Source organism: Streptomyces sp. GbtcB7, assembly GCF_019091445.1.
GTDB classification, from domain to species: domain Bacteria; phylum Actinomycetota; class Actinomycetes; order Streptomycetales; family Streptomycetaceae; genus Streptomyces; species Streptomyces mirabilis.
Genome location: NZ_JAGXJM010000004.1, coordinates 1 through 16,628, shown reverse-complemented (window position 1 = coordinate 16,628; position 16,628 = coordinate 1). Strand labels below are relative to the sequence as shown.

General features: G+C 70.1%; 13 protein-coding genes and 2 tRNA genes. 11 read left to right on the top strand and 4 right to left on the bottom strand.

Annotated elements, in window-relative coordinates; all coding sequences use genetic code 11:
• Positions 1 to 126: 126 nt before the first annotated feature.
• On the bottom strand, positions 127 to 1,620 hold the full coding sequence (locus KVT44_RS08020; protein ID WP_229888801.1) for an amino acid permease: 1,494 nt from the start codon (positions 1,618 to 1,620) through the stop codon (positions 127 to 129).
• Between the two features lie 239 nt (positions 1,621 to 1,859).
• Between KVT44_RS08020 and KVT44_RS08015 the strand changes: the two genes are divergently transcribed.
• Together KVT44_RS08015 and KVT44_RS08010 are read left to right on the top strand one after the other, a co-directional pair.
• Positions 1,860 to 2,348 (top strand): ribose-5-phosphate isomerase, encoded by a 489-nt coding sequence (locus KVT44_RS08015; RefSeq protein WP_190168882.1) that lies wholly within the window; start codon positions 1,860 to 1,862, stop codon positions 2,346 to 2,348.
• A gap of 465 nt (positions 2,349 to 2,813) precedes the next feature.
• On the top strand, positions 2,814 to 3,623 hold the full coding sequence (locus tag KVT44_RS08010) for an Fpg/Nei family DNA glycosylase (RefSeq protein WP_099922656.1): 810 nt from the start codon (positions 2,814 to 2,816) through the stop codon (positions 3,621 to 3,623).
• A gap of 22 nt (positions 3,624 to 3,645) precedes the next feature.
• Here KVT44_RS08010 and KVT44_RS08005 read toward each other — a convergent pair whose 3' ends face one another.
• Positions 3,646 to 4,875, bottom strand: a complete 1,230-nt coding sequence (locus KVT44_RS08005) for a GNAT family N-acetyltransferase (protein ID WP_217566526.1) — start codon at positions 4,873 to 4,875, stop codon at positions 3,646 to 3,648.
• A 150-nt stretch (positions 4,876 to 5,025) separates the two neighbouring features.
• On the opposite strand from KVT44_RS08005, the gene KVT44_RS08000 reads away from it, so the two are divergent.
• The 4 genes from KVT44_RS08000 to KVT44_RS07985 all read left to right on the top strand — a co-directional run bounded on the left by KVT44_RS08000 (position 5,026) and on the right by KVT44_RS07985 (position 10,277).
• Positions 5,026 to 6,198 (top strand): PP2C family protein-serine/threonine phosphatase, encoded by a 1,173-nt coding sequence (locus KVT44_RS08000; protein ID WP_095854682.1) that lies wholly within the window; start codon positions 5,026 to 5,028, stop codon positions 6,196 to 6,198.
• Positions 6,199 to 6,469: 271 nt separating this feature from the next.
• Complete coding sequence (locus KVT44_RS07995) at positions 6,470 to 7,282, top strand: ABC transporter ATP-binding protein (protein WP_217566525.1); 813 nt, start codon at positions 6,470 to 6,472, stop codon at positions 7,280 to 7,282.
• A complete protein-coding gene (locus tag KVT44_RS07990; protein ID WP_217566524.1) occupies positions 7,282 to 9,825 on the top strand; it encodes an FtsX-like permease family protein in 2,544 nt (847 codons plus the stop codon). The genes KVT44_RS07995 and KVT44_RS07990 overlap by 1 nt, the downstream gene beginning before the upstream one ends.
• The gene (locus KVT44_RS07985; protein ID WP_229888800.1) at positions 9,822 to 10,277 is read left to right on the top strand and encodes an HD domain-containing protein; all 456 of its coding nucleotides are present in this window, start codon (positions 9,822 to 9,824) and stop codon (positions 10,275 to 10,277) included. Before KVT44_RS07990 ends, KVT44_RS07985 begins: the two co-directional genes overlap by 4 nt.
• 26 nt (positions 10,278 to 10,303) lie before the next feature.
• On the opposite strand, the gene KVT44_RS07980 is transcribed toward KVT44_RS07985, so the two are convergent.
• Positions 10,304 to 11,518, bottom strand: a complete 1,215-nt coding sequence (locus KVT44_RS07980) for an acyltransferase family protein (protein ID WP_217566523.1) — start codon at positions 11,516 to 11,518, stop codon at positions 10,304 to 10,306.
• Positions 11,519 to 12,161: 643 nt separating this feature from the next.
• Between KVT44_RS07980 and KVT44_RS07975 the strand changes: the two genes are divergently transcribed.
• The 3 genes from KVT44_RS07975 to KVT44_RS07965 all read left to right on the top strand — a co-directional run bounded on the left by KVT44_RS07975 (position 12,162) and on the right by KVT44_RS07965 (position 14,113).
• Positions 12,162 to 12,356 carry a hypothetical protein gene (locus KVT44_RS07975; RefSeq protein WP_054231893.1) on the top strand — a complete coding sequence of 65 codons (195 nt, stop codon included), beginning with the start codon at positions 12,162 to 12,164 and terminating at the stop codon, positions 12,354 to 12,356.
• Positions 12,357 to 13,106: 750 nt separating this feature from the next.
• Positions 13,107 to 13,745, top strand: a complete 639-nt coding sequence (locus tag KVT44_RS07970) for a TMEM175 family protein (RefSeq protein ID WP_217566522.1) — start codon at positions 13,107 to 13,109, stop codon at positions 13,743 to 13,745.
• Positions 13,746 to 13,939: 194 nt separating this feature from the next.
• Positions 13,940 to 14,113, top strand: coding sequence for a hypothetical protein (locus KVT44_RS07965; protein ID WP_177324252.1), 174 nt, complete (start codon positions 13,940 to 13,942; stop codon positions 14,111 to 14,113).
• 361 nt (positions 14,114 to 14,474) lie between these two features.
• On the opposite strand, the gene KVT44_RS07960 is transcribed toward KVT44_RS07965, so the two are convergent.
• Positions 14,475 to 14,548, bottom strand: a tRNA-Gly gene (locus tag KVT44_RS07960).
• A gap of 152 nt (positions 14,549 to 14,700) precedes the next feature.
• Here KVT44_RS07960 and KVT44_RS07955 point away from each other — a divergent pair.
• Together KVT44_RS07955 and tig are read left to right on the top strand one after the other, a co-directional pair.
• A tRNA-Pro gene (locus KVT44_RS07955) sits at positions 14,701 to 14,777 on the top strand.
• Positions 14,778 to 15,036: 259 nt separating this feature from the next.
• Positions 15,037 to 16,443: a trigger factor gene (tig, locus tag KVT44_RS07950; protein WP_180292999.1), complete on the top strand. Its 1,407-nt coding sequence runs from the start codon at positions 15,037 to 15,039 to the stop codon at positions 16,441 to 16,443.
• Positions 16,444 to 16,628 lie beyond the last annotated feature (185 nt).

Sequence of the window (16,628 nt, the reverse complement as noted above, 5' to 3'; positions counted from 1 at the left end):
CCGCCCACCCCGCCTCCGGCGCCACCAAGAGCACCGACCCGCCCGCGTGACCGGGGGGGGCCCGGGCCAAAGCCGCCCCCGGGCCCCTCCCCGTTACCGATTCCGCCGGAATCCGCGTCCGCGTGCTCAGGCCTCCGACGTGGCGTCGACCGGCTCCTTGGCGCCCACCGGCGCGCCGACGCCCGCGGGCTCGGTGGCCGCGGAGCCGCCGAGCTTCTGCTTCACGAAGGCGATCGTGAGCACGATCGCGGCGACGAGCAGCGACAGCAGTACGGTCTCGCGTCCGTCGTGTTCCGTGTCGGTCAGCATGTAGCCGAGGACGAAGACGATCAGCGCGGCCGTCGCCCAGGTCAGGTAGGGGTACAGCCACATCTTCACGACCAGCTTCTCCGGCGCCTCGCGCTGGATGATCTTCCGCATCCGCAGCTGCGAGAAGCAGATGACCAGCCAGACGAACAGGGCTACCGCGCCGGAGGAGTTGACGAGGAAGAGGAAGACCGAGTCCGGGAACTTGTAGTTGAAGAAGACGGCGACGAAGCCGAAGACGACCGAGACGACGATCGCGGCCATCGGGACACCGCGCGAGGTGGTCTTCGCGAACACCTTGGGCGCGTCGCCGCGCTCGCCGAGCGAGAACGCCATCCGGGAGGCCGTGTAGAGCCCGGAGTTCAGGCAGGACAGCACGGAGGTCAGCACGATGAAGTTCATGATCTCACCGGCGTGCGCGATGCCGAGCGAGTCGAGGGCGGCGACGTAGGAGCCCTTGTCCTTGATGGAGGGGTCGTTCCACGGCAGCAGGGACACGACGACGAGGATCGAGCCCAGGTAGAAGACGCCGATGCGCCAGATGATGCTGTTGGTGGACTTGGTGACGGCCCGCTGCGGGTCCTCGGACTCACCGGCGGCGAGGGTCGCGATCTCGCTGCCCATGAAGGAGAAGACGACCAGGAGCACACCGGTGAGGATCGCGCCGGGCCCGTGCGGCAGGAAGCCGCCGTGCTCGGTCAGATTCCCCAGGCCGGCCTTCGGGGCGTCGACACCCGGCAGCACGCCGAAGATCGCGAGCCCGCCGACGATGATGAACGCGCCGATCGCCACGACCTTGATCCCGGCGAACCAGAACTCGAACTCACCGTACGAGCCGACGGAGACCAGGTTGGTCGCGGTGAGCACGACCATCACGATGAGCGCCCAGCCCCACTGCGGTACGCCGGGCATCCACCCTTCGAGGATCTTGGCTCCCGCGGTCGCCTCGACGGCCAGCACGACCACCCAGAAGAACCAGTACAGCCAGCCGATCGAGAAGCCGGCCCAGCGCCCGAGCGCGCGGTCCGCGTGCGCGGAGAACGAACCGGAGGTCGGGTTCGCGGCGGACATCTCGCCCAGCATCCGCATCACCAGCACCACGAGCGTGCCGACGAGGGCGTAGGAGAGGAGGATTCCGGGGCCCGCGGTGGCGATACCGGAGCTGGAGCCCACGAAGAGGCCGGCTCCGATGACGCCACCAATGGCGATCATGGTCAGATGACGGTTCTTGAGTCCGGCCTGGAGGCCCGAACCGGGTTCTCCGGGGCCTCCGGGGCCGCTTGCGGCCTTTGTGGGGGTCGGCTGCGAGGTCATAGAGGGGGATTCCTTTGCGCCGGGTGAGCAGATTCCCGTACGAGCGGTGTACGGACCCGAGCGGGTCCTTGCAGGGACCCTGTAACGAGCCGGTCCAGTGAATCGGAGGCAAAGGAATTCGTGAACCTTTGAATCCAGATCGTTACTTGAGGTTTCCTTGAGGTTTGTAGTGTTGCTCACAGTTTTCGCTGGCGACACCCGGCGAGGCCGATCCGAAACGGCCGTGTCACACTCGGACCATGCGCGTGTATCTCGGCTCCGATCATGCCGGTTTCGAACTCAAGAACCACCTCGTCGAGTGGCTCAAGGCCGCCGGGCACGAGCCCGTCGACTGCGGGCCTCTCATCTACGACGCCCAGGACGACTACCCGCCGTTCTGCCTCCGCGCGGCGGAGCGTACGGCGGCCGATCCCGAGGCCCTCGGCATCGTGATCGGCGGCTCCGGCAACGGGGAGCAGATCGCGGCGAACAAGGTGGACGGGGTTCGTGCCGCGCTCGCCTGGAGCGAGGAGACGGCGTCGCTGGGGCGGCAGCACAACAACGCCAACGTGGTGGCGGTGGGTGCGCGGATGCACTCCCAGGAGGAGGCGACGAAGTTCGTGGAGGTCTTCCTCTCCACGCCCTTCTCCGGTGACGAGCGCCACATTCGCCGCATCGACATGCTCTCGGCCTACGAAAAGAGCGGCGACCTCCCGCCCGTCCCGCCCCACCACCCCCAGCAGGCCTGAGCCTTCGACCGCGGGTGGGCGGGGGTTGCTCGCGCAGTTCCCCGCGCCCCTACAGGATCGGGGCTGCGCCCCGAACCCCCGGCCGTGCGGAGTTCTTCGACTGCGGGTGGGCGGGGGTTGGTCGCGCAGTTCCCCGCGCCCCTACAGGATCGGGGCTGCGCCCCGGATCCCCGGCCTCACGTCGTTCTTCGGCCGCGGGCCGGCGGGGGCTGGTCGCGCAGTTCCCCGCGCCCCCCAAAGCCCCCACCCCGGCCCGCGTCTCCAGCCCGTCCGGCGTTTGAGGACGAGGCCGTTCAGGCCGATGCGGGAGGTCCGGGGCGGAGCCCCGCGGGGGTTCGGGGGCGTAGCCCCCGGTGGGGTTGAAGGGGCGGAGCCCCTGGGGATGGGACGGGTAGGGGCGGCGGGGGCGAAACAAACCCCGAGCCGTCGACGCCGTAGAAGACACTGCCGCACGAGGAGGACCCCGTGCCCGAGGGGCACACGATTCACCGGCTGGCCGAGGACTACGAGGCCAGATTCGGAGGCGGGCCCACCCGCGTCACCAGCCCCCAGGGCAAGTTCACAGACGCCGCCGCCCTCCTCGACGGCACCCCCCTCGAACACGCCGACGCCCACGGCAAACACCTCTTCCTCGCCTTCCGCACCGCCGACTGGATCCACATCCACCTCGGCCTCTTCGGCAAGGTGAACTTCGGCGACGCCCCCGCCCCACCCCCCACCGACACGGTCCGCCTCCGCCTCGCGAACGCCACGTCGTACGTCGACCTCCGCGGCCCCACCACCTGCGCCCTGATCACGGACGACGAGAAGCAGGCGATACACGCCCGCCTCGGCCCGGACCCCCTCCGCGCCGACGCGGACCCGTCGGCGGCGTACCACCGCGTCTCCCGCAGCCGTACGACGATCGCCGCCCTCCTCATGGACCAGAAGATCATCGCGGGCGTCGGGAACGTCTACCGCGCAGAAGTCCTCTTCCGGCACGGCATCGATCCGTACCGCACGGGGAAGGACATCACCCCGACGCAGTGGGACGCGATCTGGACGGACCTGGTGGCACTCATGCGCGAGGGCGTCCGCAACAACCGCATCGACACCGTCCGTCCGGAACACACTCCGGAGGCCATGGGCCGTCCACCGCGCGTGGACGACCACGGCGGCGAGGTGTACGTGTACCGCAGGGCCAACCTGCCCTGCCACATCTGTGGCGGCGAGATCCGCACCGCCGATCTCGCCGCCCGCAACCTCTTCTGGTGCCCGACCTGCCAGAAGAGCTGAACCGGGGTCGCCCCCGGGGGGGCTAGAACCCGTGCGGCAACCAGGGCGCGACCGCCGACGAGAAGCCCACCGAGGCCTCCGCGAGCGCGCCCTGCCGCAACTCCCGCACCCGCCCCGCCGCCGCGAGCGAGGCCAGGGACACCCCGCCGAGATACGCCGCCCCCAACTCCCGTACGGACAGCGCGAGATCGGCGGCGTCCGACGTACGCACACAGGTCGCGCCCTTGGTGTCCCCGGTGAGCCGCCAACGCCCCTCGTTCCAGGGGCAGAACACGTCCTCCACCTCGAACACCACGTCCACCGGCGCCTGATACGTCCGCGCCTCCAGCGCGGCACCGACGTCCACGAGCCGCACGTGCAGCGCGTCCCGCATCCGCACCGCGCAGCGGCGGATGTCGGACACCATGTGCTGCCACGCCTCGTCGACGGGGCGGCCGTAGGCGTGCAGCGTGGACGTCAGGTCGATCTCGAAGAGGAACCGCCACAGCGCCGCGTGCGCCGCCGGGTCGAGCGCCTCCAGTTGGTCGAGGCGGACGGTGAACCCGGCACCGCGGTGGTCGCCGTCCTGCTTGATCCGGTACCGGGCGTAGCCCACGACCTCGTCGTCCCGCTCGGCGACCACGCACTGCAACGGCGACGCCCCGTCCCGCTCGCTCTCCGGGTCGAGCAGCATCGCCCGGTCCCAGCCGGGCCGCCGCGCCAGCATCCCGGGCCGGCCCGGGACCAGCCGCGCGTACACCGCCTCGCAGGCGTCGAGTACGTCGGCAGGCGCGGCGTACCGCAGACGTACGTCATCGGTGCCGGGCGGTACGGACAGACGTACCCGGGTCGTGTCGATCTCGACGTTGTACTGGTGGGTCGCGATGCCGTAGCCGAACCGGCCGTAGATCACCGGCTCCGACGCGGTCAGCACGGCCAGCGGTTCGCCCCATGAGCGGATGTCGTCCAGTTGCCGCCGCATCATCGACCTCAGCAGCCCGCGCCGCCGGTGGGTGGCCGCGACGCTCACCATCGTGATGCCCGCGGCCGGTACGGAGGTGCCGCCGGGCACGGTGACCCGGAAGGAGAACGCCCCCGCGGTGCCCACACACTGGTCGCCGTCCCAGATCCCCAGGAAACGGTCGTACTCTGTGAGCGCGTTCATCACCTCGCGCTCCTCGGACGACTCCGGTACGCCCCCGAACGCGCGGACCAGGTTGTCGTACCACGTGTCCCACTCGGGCTGCCGCAACACCCGCAAGTCAGTCGTCATACGCCATGCCTACCAGGGCAATGCGGTACGAGCGAGGGAATTTCCCCCACCTCCGGAGGCGCCGTTCACTGTGATGTTGAGCGCTCGGACGGGGGACAAGTGGGACCTCCCGTGCCAAGCACCTGGTCCGATGGATAGGGTCCCGAACTAATGGCAGCAGGACGAGAGCGGCGCGCGGAAGCCGAGACGTTCACGGCCCGGTTGAAGAAGCAGTGGCACCGGGCTCGCACAGGCGTGCGCAGATCCGCCGTCGACTACTTCCGCGGCGACGGTTCGGACTGGATCGCACTGGCCGGCCTGCTGCTGACCATCCCCGTGATCGCGGCCACGACGCTGATGAACTCGGTCTGGTGCTCCCCGGCCGCGCTGGTCCTGCCGATCGTCGCGGGCGGCCTTCTGCTGCGCCCCGCCAGCCTGCTCGGCCTGTACGCGGCCGCCGCCACCGCGCTGATAGTGGAGTCCGTGAAGCTGGGCCCGTACACCGAGGGCCCCTCCCGGGTCACCCCGGGCGTGGTCCTGGTGGTCGCGGCCTGCGGCTTCTTCGGCCTGCTGATCGCCCAGTTCCGCAGCCGGGTCGGCGTGCCCTGGCGGCGCGGCGGCACCATGCTCTTCGACCTGCGCGAACGCATCCGGGTGCAGAGCAAGCTGCCGGGCCTGCCGCTGGGCTGGCACCGGGAGATGGCGTTGCGCCCGGCGGGCGGTCAGTCGTTCTCGGGGGACTTCGTCGTGGCCGCACGTACGAACAGCGGCCGAACCCTCGAAGTCGTGCTGACCGATGTGTCCGGAAAAGGCATGGATGCGGGGTCGCGCGCCCTGCTCCTCTCCGGAGCCTTCGGCGGCTTGCTGGGATCGCTCCCACCCCACGCCTTCCTGCCCGCCGCGAACGGCTACCTCCTGCGCCAGGACTGGGACGAGGGCTTCGCCACGTCGATCCACCTGGTCCTGGACCTCGACTCCGGCGACTACGAACTCTTCTCCGCCGGACACCCGCCGGGCCTTCAGCTCAGCGCGGGCAGCGGGCGCTGGGAGGAGAAGGCCGCGGAGGGTCCGCTCCTCGGGGTGTACGACGGTGCCCAGTTCGACCCCGTCAAGGGTTCCCTGCGGCCCGGGGACGTCCTGATGCTCTTCACGGACGGTCTGGTGGAAACCTCCGACCGTGACATCGTCGAGGGCATCGACCGCCTCACCGGCGAGGCCGACCGCTATGTCGCGGGCGGTTTCCACGGCGCCGCGTGGCACCTCATCGAGGCGGTCGCCAAGGACGTCAACGACGACCGAGCCCTCCTCCTGATCTGCCGAGACGGCGCCACGGCAACCCGCTGACGGCGGCGCTGGGTCCGGCCGCGCACCGCATCATTCAGCCCGTCCGGCGTTTGAGGACGAGGCCGTTCAGGCCGATGAGGGGGCCCGGGGCGGAGCCCCCGGGGATGGGACGGGTAGGGGCGGCGGGGGCGAGAGACCGTGGCGGCGGTGGGGTGGGGTTCTCCCCACCCGGAGTCGGCGGTCCGCCTCATGGTCCCACCCCCCTCCACATCCGTACGTTCGAGACATCACCCGAGCGAACAGACGAATGCGGCGAAGGGACGGACCCACCATGGGCCTGCGGAAGAAGCGCCACGAACACGCGAACGCGGTCGCGGCCGGCCCGGGCCCGACCACCGACTGGGCCGTCGAACTCCGCGGCGTACGACGCCAGTACGGCCGTGGCGGCAACACCGTCCACGCCCTGCGCGGCCTCGACCTCGCCCTCCCTCACGGCAGCTTCACCGCGATCATGGGCCCCTCGGGCTCCGGAAAGTCCACGTTCCTTCAGTGCGCGGCCGGCCTCGACCGCCCCACCGCCGGCACCGTCCACCTCGGCGGCACGGACATCACCGGCATGAGCGAGAACAAGCTGACCGCCCTGCGCCGCACCCGCCTCGGCTTCGTCTTCCAGGCCTTCAACCTCCTCCCCTCCCTCACGGTCGAACAGAACGTCGTCCTCCCCACCCGCCTGGCGGGCCACCGCCCCGACCGCCACCGCGCCGCCGAGGTCCTCGCCCAGGTCGGCCTCGCCGACAAGGCCCGTCGCCGCCCCGGCCAGCTCTCCGGCGGCCAGCAGCAACGCGTCGCGATCGCCCGCGCCCTGGTCACCCGCCCGGACGTGGTGTTCGCGGACGAGCCGACGGGAGCCCTGGACACGACCACGGCCGCCGAGATCCTCGGCCTGCTCAGGGGAGCCGTCGACGGCCTCGGCTCGACGGTCGTCATGGTCACCCACGACCCGGCGGCCGCCGCCTGGGCGGACCGCGTCCTGTTCCTCGCCGACGGTTCGATCGCCGACCACCTCGAACGCGCCTCGGCCCAGCACATCGCCGCCCGCATGACGTCGCTCACCACCCCCGCGTACGCCCGAGCGGCGGCCTGATGACCAGGTCCGCACCCAGGTCCGCCCCCGGGCCGGCACCCAGGCCCGCACGCCTCCCCAACGGTCTCGCCCGCGCCGCCCTCCGCTTCAGGCCCGCCGGTTTCGTGGGCACGTTCGTCGCACTCGCGATGGCCGCACTCGTCGTCGCGGCCTGCGGCATCCTCCTGGAGACGGGCGTACGGGCATCCGTGCCGCCCGAGCGCTACGCCCACGCCCCGGTCGTCGTGGCCGCCGACCAGCGCGCCCATCTCGTCAGCGGCCACGGCGAGGACCGCGAGGACGAGACCACCCAGGTCCCGGACCGGGCCCGCCTCGACAGCTCCCTCGTGGCGAAGGCCGCTTCGGTACCGGGAGCGCGTACGGCCATCGCCGATGTGACCTTCCCCGTCCAGGCCGACGCGCGCGAGGCCGGTACCGCGCACGAGACCGATACCGAGCACAAGACCGGTACCGCGCACGGCTGGGGTTCCACGGTCTTCACCGGCGAGAAGGTCGTGGCCGGCCGCGCCCCCGGCCCCGGTGAGGTCGTCCTTTCCGACGCCGGAGGCAGGACCGTCGGCGACCGCGTCACGCTCACCACCGCCGACGGACCCCACACCTTCCGTCTCTCCGGCACGACCGCCCCACAGCCCACGCCCACCGTCTGGTTCGCCGACGCCGAGGCCGTACGCCTCTCCGCGTACCCGGGCCGGGTCGACGCCATCGCCGTCCTCCCCAAGGACGGCGTCCGCGCCGAGACGCTGAAGTCCCAGGTGGCGCGGGCCCTCGGCGCCTCCTCGCACGCGTGGGTGCACACCGGCGACGACCGGGGCGCCGTCGAGAACGCCTCGCTCGCCGAGGCCACGGAACTGCTCACCGGGATCGGCGGCTCCTTCGGGGGCGTCGCCACCGTGGTCGCCGTCTTCACCGCGGCCGGTACCGTCGCCCTCTCGGTCGGCCAGCGCCGCCGTGAGTTCGCGCTGCTGCGGGCCATCGGCACGACCCCGCGGCAGATCCGCCGCACGATCGCCACCGAGGCCCTGCTCGTCGCCCCCGCGGCGGGAGTGGTCGGCTGCCTCCCCGGTATCGGCCTCGCCCACTGGTGGTTCGGACAGCTGAAGGACAGGGGCGCGGTCCCCGAGGCCGTCGAACTGTCCGTCTCGTACATCCCGCTGCTCACCGCCGTGGGCACCGTGCTGCTCACCGCGCTGTTCGCGGGCTACATGGCGGCCCGCCGTTCCTCGCGGATCAAACCGGGGCTCGCGCTCGGCGAAGCGTCCGTGGAACGGCTGCGACCGGGCTGGATCCGTACGCCGCTGGGGCTCGCGGCGGCGGCCGGCGGCTTCGTCTGCGCGGGCCTCGCCGCCTCGCTGACCGGCGAGGACGCGGCCAACGCGGCGCTCGGCGTGGTCATGCTCTTCATGCTGGCGGTGGCGTTGCTCGGGCCGCTGGTGGCGCGTGTCTGCGCCGCCCTGTTCGGGCTGCCGCTGCGCGGCGCGGGCGCCTCCGCCGCGCTGGCCGCCGCCAACTCCCGTACGAACGCGCGCCGGCTGGCCTCCGCGATCACCCCGATCGTGCTCGCCATGGCCTTCTCCTCGGTGCTCGTGTTCATGCACACGAGTGAGGAGCGGGCCACCCAGGAGCAGCAGCGCCGCGGCATCGTCGCCGATCACATCGTCACCTCGGACACCGGCCTCGCCCCGGACGCGGTGGCACGGGCCGCCCGCGCGCCCGGCGTGACCTCGGCCGTGGGCCTGTTGAAGACGGCGGTACTGGTGCCGGTGAGCGGCTCGCTGGAGTCGGCCACCGCCCAGGGGGTCACCGGATCCGTGCGGGAACTCGCCGCCGTCCAGGACCTGGACGTCCGGCACGGCGCCCTCTCCCTGAAGCCGGGCGAGGTCGCGATGGACGCCTCGCTCGCGGACAGCGCCCACGCCGAGGTGGGCGACCGGCTCGCGCTTCGCCTGCCCGACGGCACCGAGGTGTCCCCGAGGCTCGTGGCGACGTACGGCCGGGGCCTGGGGCTGTCCCAGGTCACGTTCGCGAGGGCCGACCTGGCGCGTCACGTGACCGACTCCTTCGACAGCGAGATCTGGACGAAGGGCGGCACGGCGGCCGGTCTCTCCGGGCTCGGCACGGTCCGCGACCGCGCCGACCACACCATCGCCGAGTCCCGGGACCGCGCGCTCAACGCCTGGGCGAACACCGTGATGGCGGCGGTGCTCGGCGGATTCGCGGCCGTCGCCGCCGCCAACACCCTCGTGATGACGGTCCTCGACCGGCGCGACGAACTCGGCACGCTCCGGCTGATCGGCTCCACCCGCCGCCAGGTGCTGCGCATGATCCGCTGGGAGGCCCTGCTGGTCGCCCTGGCCGGCATCGTCCTCGGCACGGCCATCGCGCTCGCCACGCTGGTGCCGATGATGAAGGGGCTGACCGGGCAGGGACCGTACATCCCGCCCCTTTTGTACGGGTCCTTCGCCGGGGCGGTTGTCATGCTCGGTCTGACGGCGGTCACCGTCCCCGCCCGCGCGGCGCTGCGGCGGGAGACACTGGAGGGGTGACGCAGACTCTCCTGACCCTGGCCGAAATAGAGGCCCTCGCCCGTGCGGCGCATGCCGCCCAGACCGACAAGGCGGGGCGGCCGTACACCGAGCACCTGCAGGCCGTCGCGGACGGGGTCCGTGAGCGCGGGGGCGACGACGAGCAGATCGCGGCGGCCTGGCTGCACGACGCCGTCGAGGACGACGTGCTCTCCGAGGACTGGCTGCGCGAGGCCGCGCTGACCGGGCGGACGAAGGACATCGTGCTGGCGCTGACCAAACGCGAGGGAGAGCCCCCGGAGTCCTACGCGAAACGCATTCGTACGACTCCGGGAGCTCTCGTGGTCAAGGCCTCGGACCTGGCGCACAACGCCGACCCGGCCCGGCTCGCGGTCCTCGACGAGCACACCCGCGCGCGGCTGACCAAGAAGTACGCCGCGATGCGGGCGCTGCTGGGGCTGCCGCCGGGCTGACGGTGGCCGTACCGGGTTGACGGTGGTTACGCCGGGGTCTTGGCTCGTTCGCGGGCCAGCTCCGTGGCGTCCCGCTTGAACGCCCACTCCATGCTGGGCTCCATCGCGAAGCGGAAGACCCGCCGGACCGGCGCCGTGCACAGCAGGGTGACGGCCACGCCCGCGACGAGGGTCACGAAGATCTCGCCGAGCGGCCGGTGCAGCCACTTGTGGTCGAACCAGCCCCAGTAGTCGCCGCCCTTGACCAGGAAACCGTGCAGCAGATAGCCGTACAGCGTGCCCGCGCCGAGCGCCGTGAACCACATCCCGCGGCGCGGCACCCAGGCGAAGAAGCACGCGGTGAGGACCAGCGAGCAGCCGAGGAGGGCGAGCACCATCACGGGGCCGACCCACCAGGGGACACCCAGCTCCTGGGCGCTGTCGCGGTGGTAGAACCAGCCGGGGTTCATCCGCGGTACCGCCCACCAGCTCACGACCAGCGCGGCGGCGAACACCGGCACTGACAGGATGCGCACCTCGCGGCGGCGCACCAGCTGGAAGTGCTCGGGCTTCATGCACAGGCCCAGCACGAAGAACGGCAGGAACTGGAGCGTCCGCTGCAGATCCAGGTCGTCACCGATGGACGGCGAGGTGGTCGCGAGCATGGCCACGAGGAGCGCGAGCGGAAGCGGCCAGCGGACCAGCTTCCACAGCGGCGTCGTCAGCCGCCAGATGAACAGCGCGCACAGGAACCAGGTGAGGAACCAGGGGTCGAGCAGGCTGACCGGCAGCGACGGATCGTCGTCGGCCCAGCGCTTGAAGAGGACGTACGCCACTTCGAAGACGACGTACGGCACGGCGACACCGGTGACCAGGCGCTTCAGTCGGTCGGCGCGCATGTCGAAACTGCGGGAGAAGTAGCCGGAGATGATGATGAAGGCCGGCATGTGGAAGGCGTACACGACCATGTACGCGGCTTCGAGGACGCGGCTTTGACCCTTCAGGGGCTCCCAGGCATGGCCCATGGCCACGAGCACGATCGCCAGGTACTTGGCGTTGTCGAAGAAGGCGTCACGCGGTTTGCCGGGCTGGGTGGCCGTGGCGGCCGCGGGGGCGGTGGTGGCCGTGGCGCCGGCCGGCTTCGAAGGCCGGTCGGACGGTCGGGTCGGGGCCGAGCGCGCGGTCGGCACCCCCTCCACCGGCCGCTCCGCAGGAGGGAGCGGCGTTCGACGGGGACCGTTCGGGTGGAGCGAGTTCGTCACGAAGCCTCCCACCAGGAACCGCGGGGAGCGGAGGGAGCGGGGGAGACGATCCAGGACCTTGCTGCTCTTGCGGGGGACGAGGCGGCGTGGAACATCTGAGGCACCCTAGCGTTGTCTGTGTGTCTTCGTAAAACTCCTGGCGTTATTCCTGCTTATCACGTGTGAGTTCGTCCGTGAGTAACGTTTCGAGTACCCCGGATTTGAGGTTTTCCCGTTACCACGTGCGACAGTTGCGGCGTCGTTCTGTCCGCATTCGTCACGACTAATTGGTGCATAACACTCGCGGGCGACTCTGGTGAAATGTCCAGTCTTCGGTGCCTTCGGGGCCATCTTCCGGGCGCTCTCGAGGATTTCTTCGCCGTGCCTGTGGGGGCAATTGGAAATTCCTGCGAACGGGATGTGTGGACACGGCAACGATCCCTCGGAATTTCCCATGCGGGCGCACGGTCGAATTACCGTACGGGGTCGCGCAGTTGGTCCGTCACGGGAGGGTGGGGGAGTGCGGTTCCCAGGCGGCCCCGACCGACGATGTGTCACCTGCGGCATACGGGGGCCGCGTTGGTGGCACGATGGTTCTGGCGGGGGTGTGCGGGGCTGCACCCCCGGGCCGGGAGAGCGGACCGACCGTAGGGTGTGATCAGTTGTGGCCATTTCGCTGTCAGTGGTACTGCTGTTGGCGATCATCCTCGTGGTGCTGATCCGAGGGGGGTCGATCAAGGCGGGGCCCGCCATCGTCGCGGTGCTCTTCGGCTTCTTCCTCGCGTCGACCGGAATGGCTCCGTCCATCCAGCGGTTCCTGGACTCGATAGCGCAGACGATCAACTCGATCAGTTTCTGATCTCCGGTTCTGATCTCCGGGCGGGACGGGCCGGTGCCTTCACCGCCCCAGTCGTGGACGCGGCCCCGACGGCCGCGCCCCGGGCCGACCGCGCTCTCCATGCGGGCTTGATCAGCGATCCGACCGAACGACCGACCGACCGGAAAATCGATCGGCGTTCTGACCGGTGGTAGCCAGTTCGGAAGATCGCGTATGCGGATCGGGCCTGAGCCGCCCGGACGCTGACGTGTGGGTTCTCGCGCTGCTCGCCGGTGTTCACCGTTGCTCCCCGCCGATCGCCGCTCGATCGGTCACGTGCCGCATCTGGGGCAGATGGGTGGTTCGATCCATGACGCGTCGTCGGGGTCGGGGCCGGGCTGCGGGGCGGCTGTGGCCCCATCGACTGCGGCCATCTCGTCGGCCTGGCGACGGCGTCACGCCGGCTTTGCGGTCCGCCCTCATCTCCATCGGATCGATCACCGCGAGCTCCCGACACCGAGCTCTTTCAGCGTGGCCGCTGGTCGGGTGACGGGATCGGTGTCCGCGACGCACGAGGCTCCCGTGCCGGCGAGGGAGGTGTTCGAAGTCTCAACCCGTCGGCGCAGGAGCCTCGTTGGTCCGCTGTCCTGCCGCACTCGATGTGCCTCACGCCCTGGTCGAGTGGGGTGTACCTCGTGCGACGTTCGGCGATGGTCGGCCATCCACAGGCGAAGCCGCCCAAACCTTGGCCGATGCGCTACAGCCGGGGCATAACGCCCTACTGTCGTCGGCATGACAGAGCCGGTGGCAGAGACGTACCCACACGAGAACAACCCGGGCGCGGCACGCTTGATCGCTCTGTCCGACGGCATCTACGCCATCGCGATGACACTGCTCGTCATCAACGTGGCGATCCCCGCGCATCTGGACGACGCCGCATTCCACAAGGCCCTGAGCGATGCGCTTCCCAACCTCGGCGCCTTCGCCCTCAGCTTCACCCTCATCGCCGGATTCTGGCGTGACCACCGCCGCATCCTCACCGCACTGCCCACCGAGCCGGCCGTGATCACCCGCCTGACCCTCCTCGGCCTCGGCCTGGTCGCCCTGCTGCCCTTCCCCACCGCGCTCCTGGCCGAGTACGCCTCCCAGCCCGAAACCGTCGCCCTCTACGCGGGTGCCATGGCCGCGATCCATGCGGTGCACGCAACCCTGCTGCTGCTCACGCAACGCCAAGTGCACCCGTCGCCGACATCATCCGCCGCCGTGGCCCGTCGCCGCTTCACCGCCCAACTCGGTTCCAGCGTTCTGATCTTCGGCCTCTCTGTTCCCTTGGCCTTCGTCAACACGGAAGCAGCCATGTGGTTCTGGCTCACGCTCATCCCCGCCCACTACATCCTCGGCCGCCACCCCCGCCGACTCCCGCCACAGTGAACCCTCCGGCCCGGGCCTGAGCGCCGTATCCGGCGAAACCCGCCGACCGGCACGCTCAGCCACACATGCCCGGACCGCTACGCCGAGGGAGCTGAGAACGATGCGTGACCTGCGGCGATCGGCGCATCCCGCAGGGTGGTTTTGCCCCCTGCCTCAAGGGCACACGACCAGTGAGACCGTGCGGAGGTGTCGAGATGAGTGCCGGAGAAAGAGCCAAGGCAAAGGCCGAGCAGGTCGTCGGAAAGACCGTGCGGAAGGCGGCCCACGCGGTGCACAAAGAAACCCTCGCGGCGAAAGGCGCCGCACTCGAAGCACGGGGCATGATGCGGGGCGCGAAAGAACGCTCCAAGGGCTCCTTCAAGAACTGACAAGTTCATGGTCCCCGCCCGGATGGGCGAGGCTTGATGGAGGCGTCCTCCGTGTCCGCCGCGCCGTGGCCGAGCCGAACAACGGGCAACGGGAGATCAAGGCGTCCAAGAGCATTGCGGGCAAGCGCACGGTGGTGATCGCCCGCGCGATCCCTTCCGGACGTCCGCGATCACCCGGCGTGGTACGCCGCACCGGGCGCCGACGGCCGCGTCTTCATCGGTGCCGAGGGGGCGAGCGCGGGCAAAAAAGAAAGATCGAAAGCCCAAGGGGCACGAGGGGGACACGCGGGACTGATCGGAGTCCCGGAAAGCGATCAGGGCCAGGCAGAGGAATGAACCTCTGACCTGGCCCTGATGCATATGGAGCGGGCGACGGGAATCGAACCCGCGTAGCTAGTTTGGAAGACTAGGGCTCTACCATTGAGCTACGCCCGCACAGAGAGCACCGCAGGTCAGTGACCCCGGCACAGGAGGCATCGTAGCGGGTCGCACCCCGTCCCCGCACACCACGTTCCGCGACCCCGCGGACGCTCGTGAAATGCGGCAGCCGCGCTGTCTCCGGGCATGTACCCTACGTGTCGCACCGACGGGGTGTGGCGCAGCTTGGTAGCGCGTCCGCTTTGGGAGCGGAAGGCCGTGGGTTCAAATCCCGCCACCCCGACCACCAGCCGGTTCCGGCGACACGTCAGACGACGGATCAGGCGAGAGAACAGACGCCCGACGGCCGATGGCCGGGATCGCAAGATCGCCTTTTGGGGCGTGTACCGCCTGCGGTTACTATGCAGGTTGCGCGCCCGTGTGTCTGCACTGTTACGTCTCTCAAGGGCCGCGAATCCGCTGAGGCTCTGCCTGATCTCGGCAGAAACAAACAGCAGAACCCCGCAGCAGTACCCCCAAGAAGTCAGCCACAAGGAGACCGAACCGTGAAGAGCGCCGTGGAGAACCTGAACCCGACTCGGGTTCGGCTCACTGTTGAGGTGCCCTTCGAGGAGCTCAAGGACAGCCTCGACGCGGCGTACAAGAAGATCAACCAGCAGGTCACGGTGAAGGGCTTCCGGAAGGGCAAGATCCCGGCGCGCATCATCGACCAGCGGTTCGGTCGCGGTGCCGTGCTCGAAGAGGCCGTCAACGACGCGCTCCCGAAGTTCTACACCGAAGCGGTCAACGAGGCTGAGCTGAACGTCCTCGGCCAGCCCGAGGTCGACATCACGGAGCTGAAGGACGGCGAAACGCTGAACTTCACCGCCGAGGTCGACGTCCGCCCGACCATCGAGATCCCGGACTACTCCGGCATCGAGGTCGAGGTCGACGCAGTCGAGGTCGCCGACGAGGACGTCGAGAAGGCCGTCGAGGAGCTCCGTGAGCGCTTCGCGTCCACCTCGCCGGTCGAGCGCGCCGCCCAGGACGGCGACGTCGTCACGCTCGACCTGGAGGCCAAGGTCGACGGAGAGGTGCTGGAGGACGGCGTCGCCTCCGACGTGTCCTACACCATCGGCTCCGGTGAGCTGCTGGACGGCATCGACGAGGCCGTGAAGGGCCTGGAGGCCGGTGGCGAGGCCACCTTCGCCTCCGAGCTCAAGGGCGGCTCGGCAGCCGGCAAGGAGGCCGAGGTCACCGTCAAGGTCACCCAGGTCGCCGCGCGCGAACTGCCCGAGCTCGATGACGACTTCGCGCAGCTCGCCTCCGAGTTCGACACCCTCGACGAGCTCAAGGCGGACAGCCGCAAGCGCCTCGAGAACATGAAGCAGTACGACCAGGCCACGCAGGCCCAGGAGCGTGTCCTGGAGAAGCTGCTCGAGCTGGTCGAGGTCCCGGTCCCCGAGAAGCTGCTCGAGGACGAGATCAACACCCGTAAGCACAACCTCGAGCACCACCAGCTCGGCCAGATGGGCCTCGACCTCGCGAAGTACCTGGAGATCCAGGGCAAGACCGAGGAGGAGTTCGACGCCGAGACCAAGGAAGCGGCGATCAAGGGCATCAAGACCCAGTTCGTCCTGGACGAGCTCGTCAACAAGGAGAAGCTGAACGTCAACCAGGAGGAGCTCACCGAGCACCTCATGCGGCGCGCGGCCTCCTCCGGCATGTCCCCCGACCAGTTCGCCCAGGCGGTCGTCGAAGGCGGCCAGGTCCCGATGCTGGTCGGCGAGGTCGCCCGCGGCAAGGCCCTCGCGGTCGTCGTCGAGGCCGCCACGGTCAAGGACACCAACGGCGAGGTCGTCGACCTCGACGACGAGGAGGACGAGACCGAGTCGGCCACCGAGGTCGTCGCCGAGGTCACCGACGGTGACGAGGCCTCCACCGAGGCCTCCGAGGAGAAGCCCGAGGCGTAAGCCCACGGCGCTTCAGCAGCTGTACGACGGGCCCCCGGGGACTTCTTGTCCCCGGGGGCCCGTCGGCCCTTGGGGGGGCGAGGAACTGCGCGAGCAACCCACGACAAGCCGCGCCCGCCCTTGGACCACCCGTGGCAGACGCGACCGCGGCTTTGCGGGGGTGGGTCGCACAGTTCCCCGCGCCC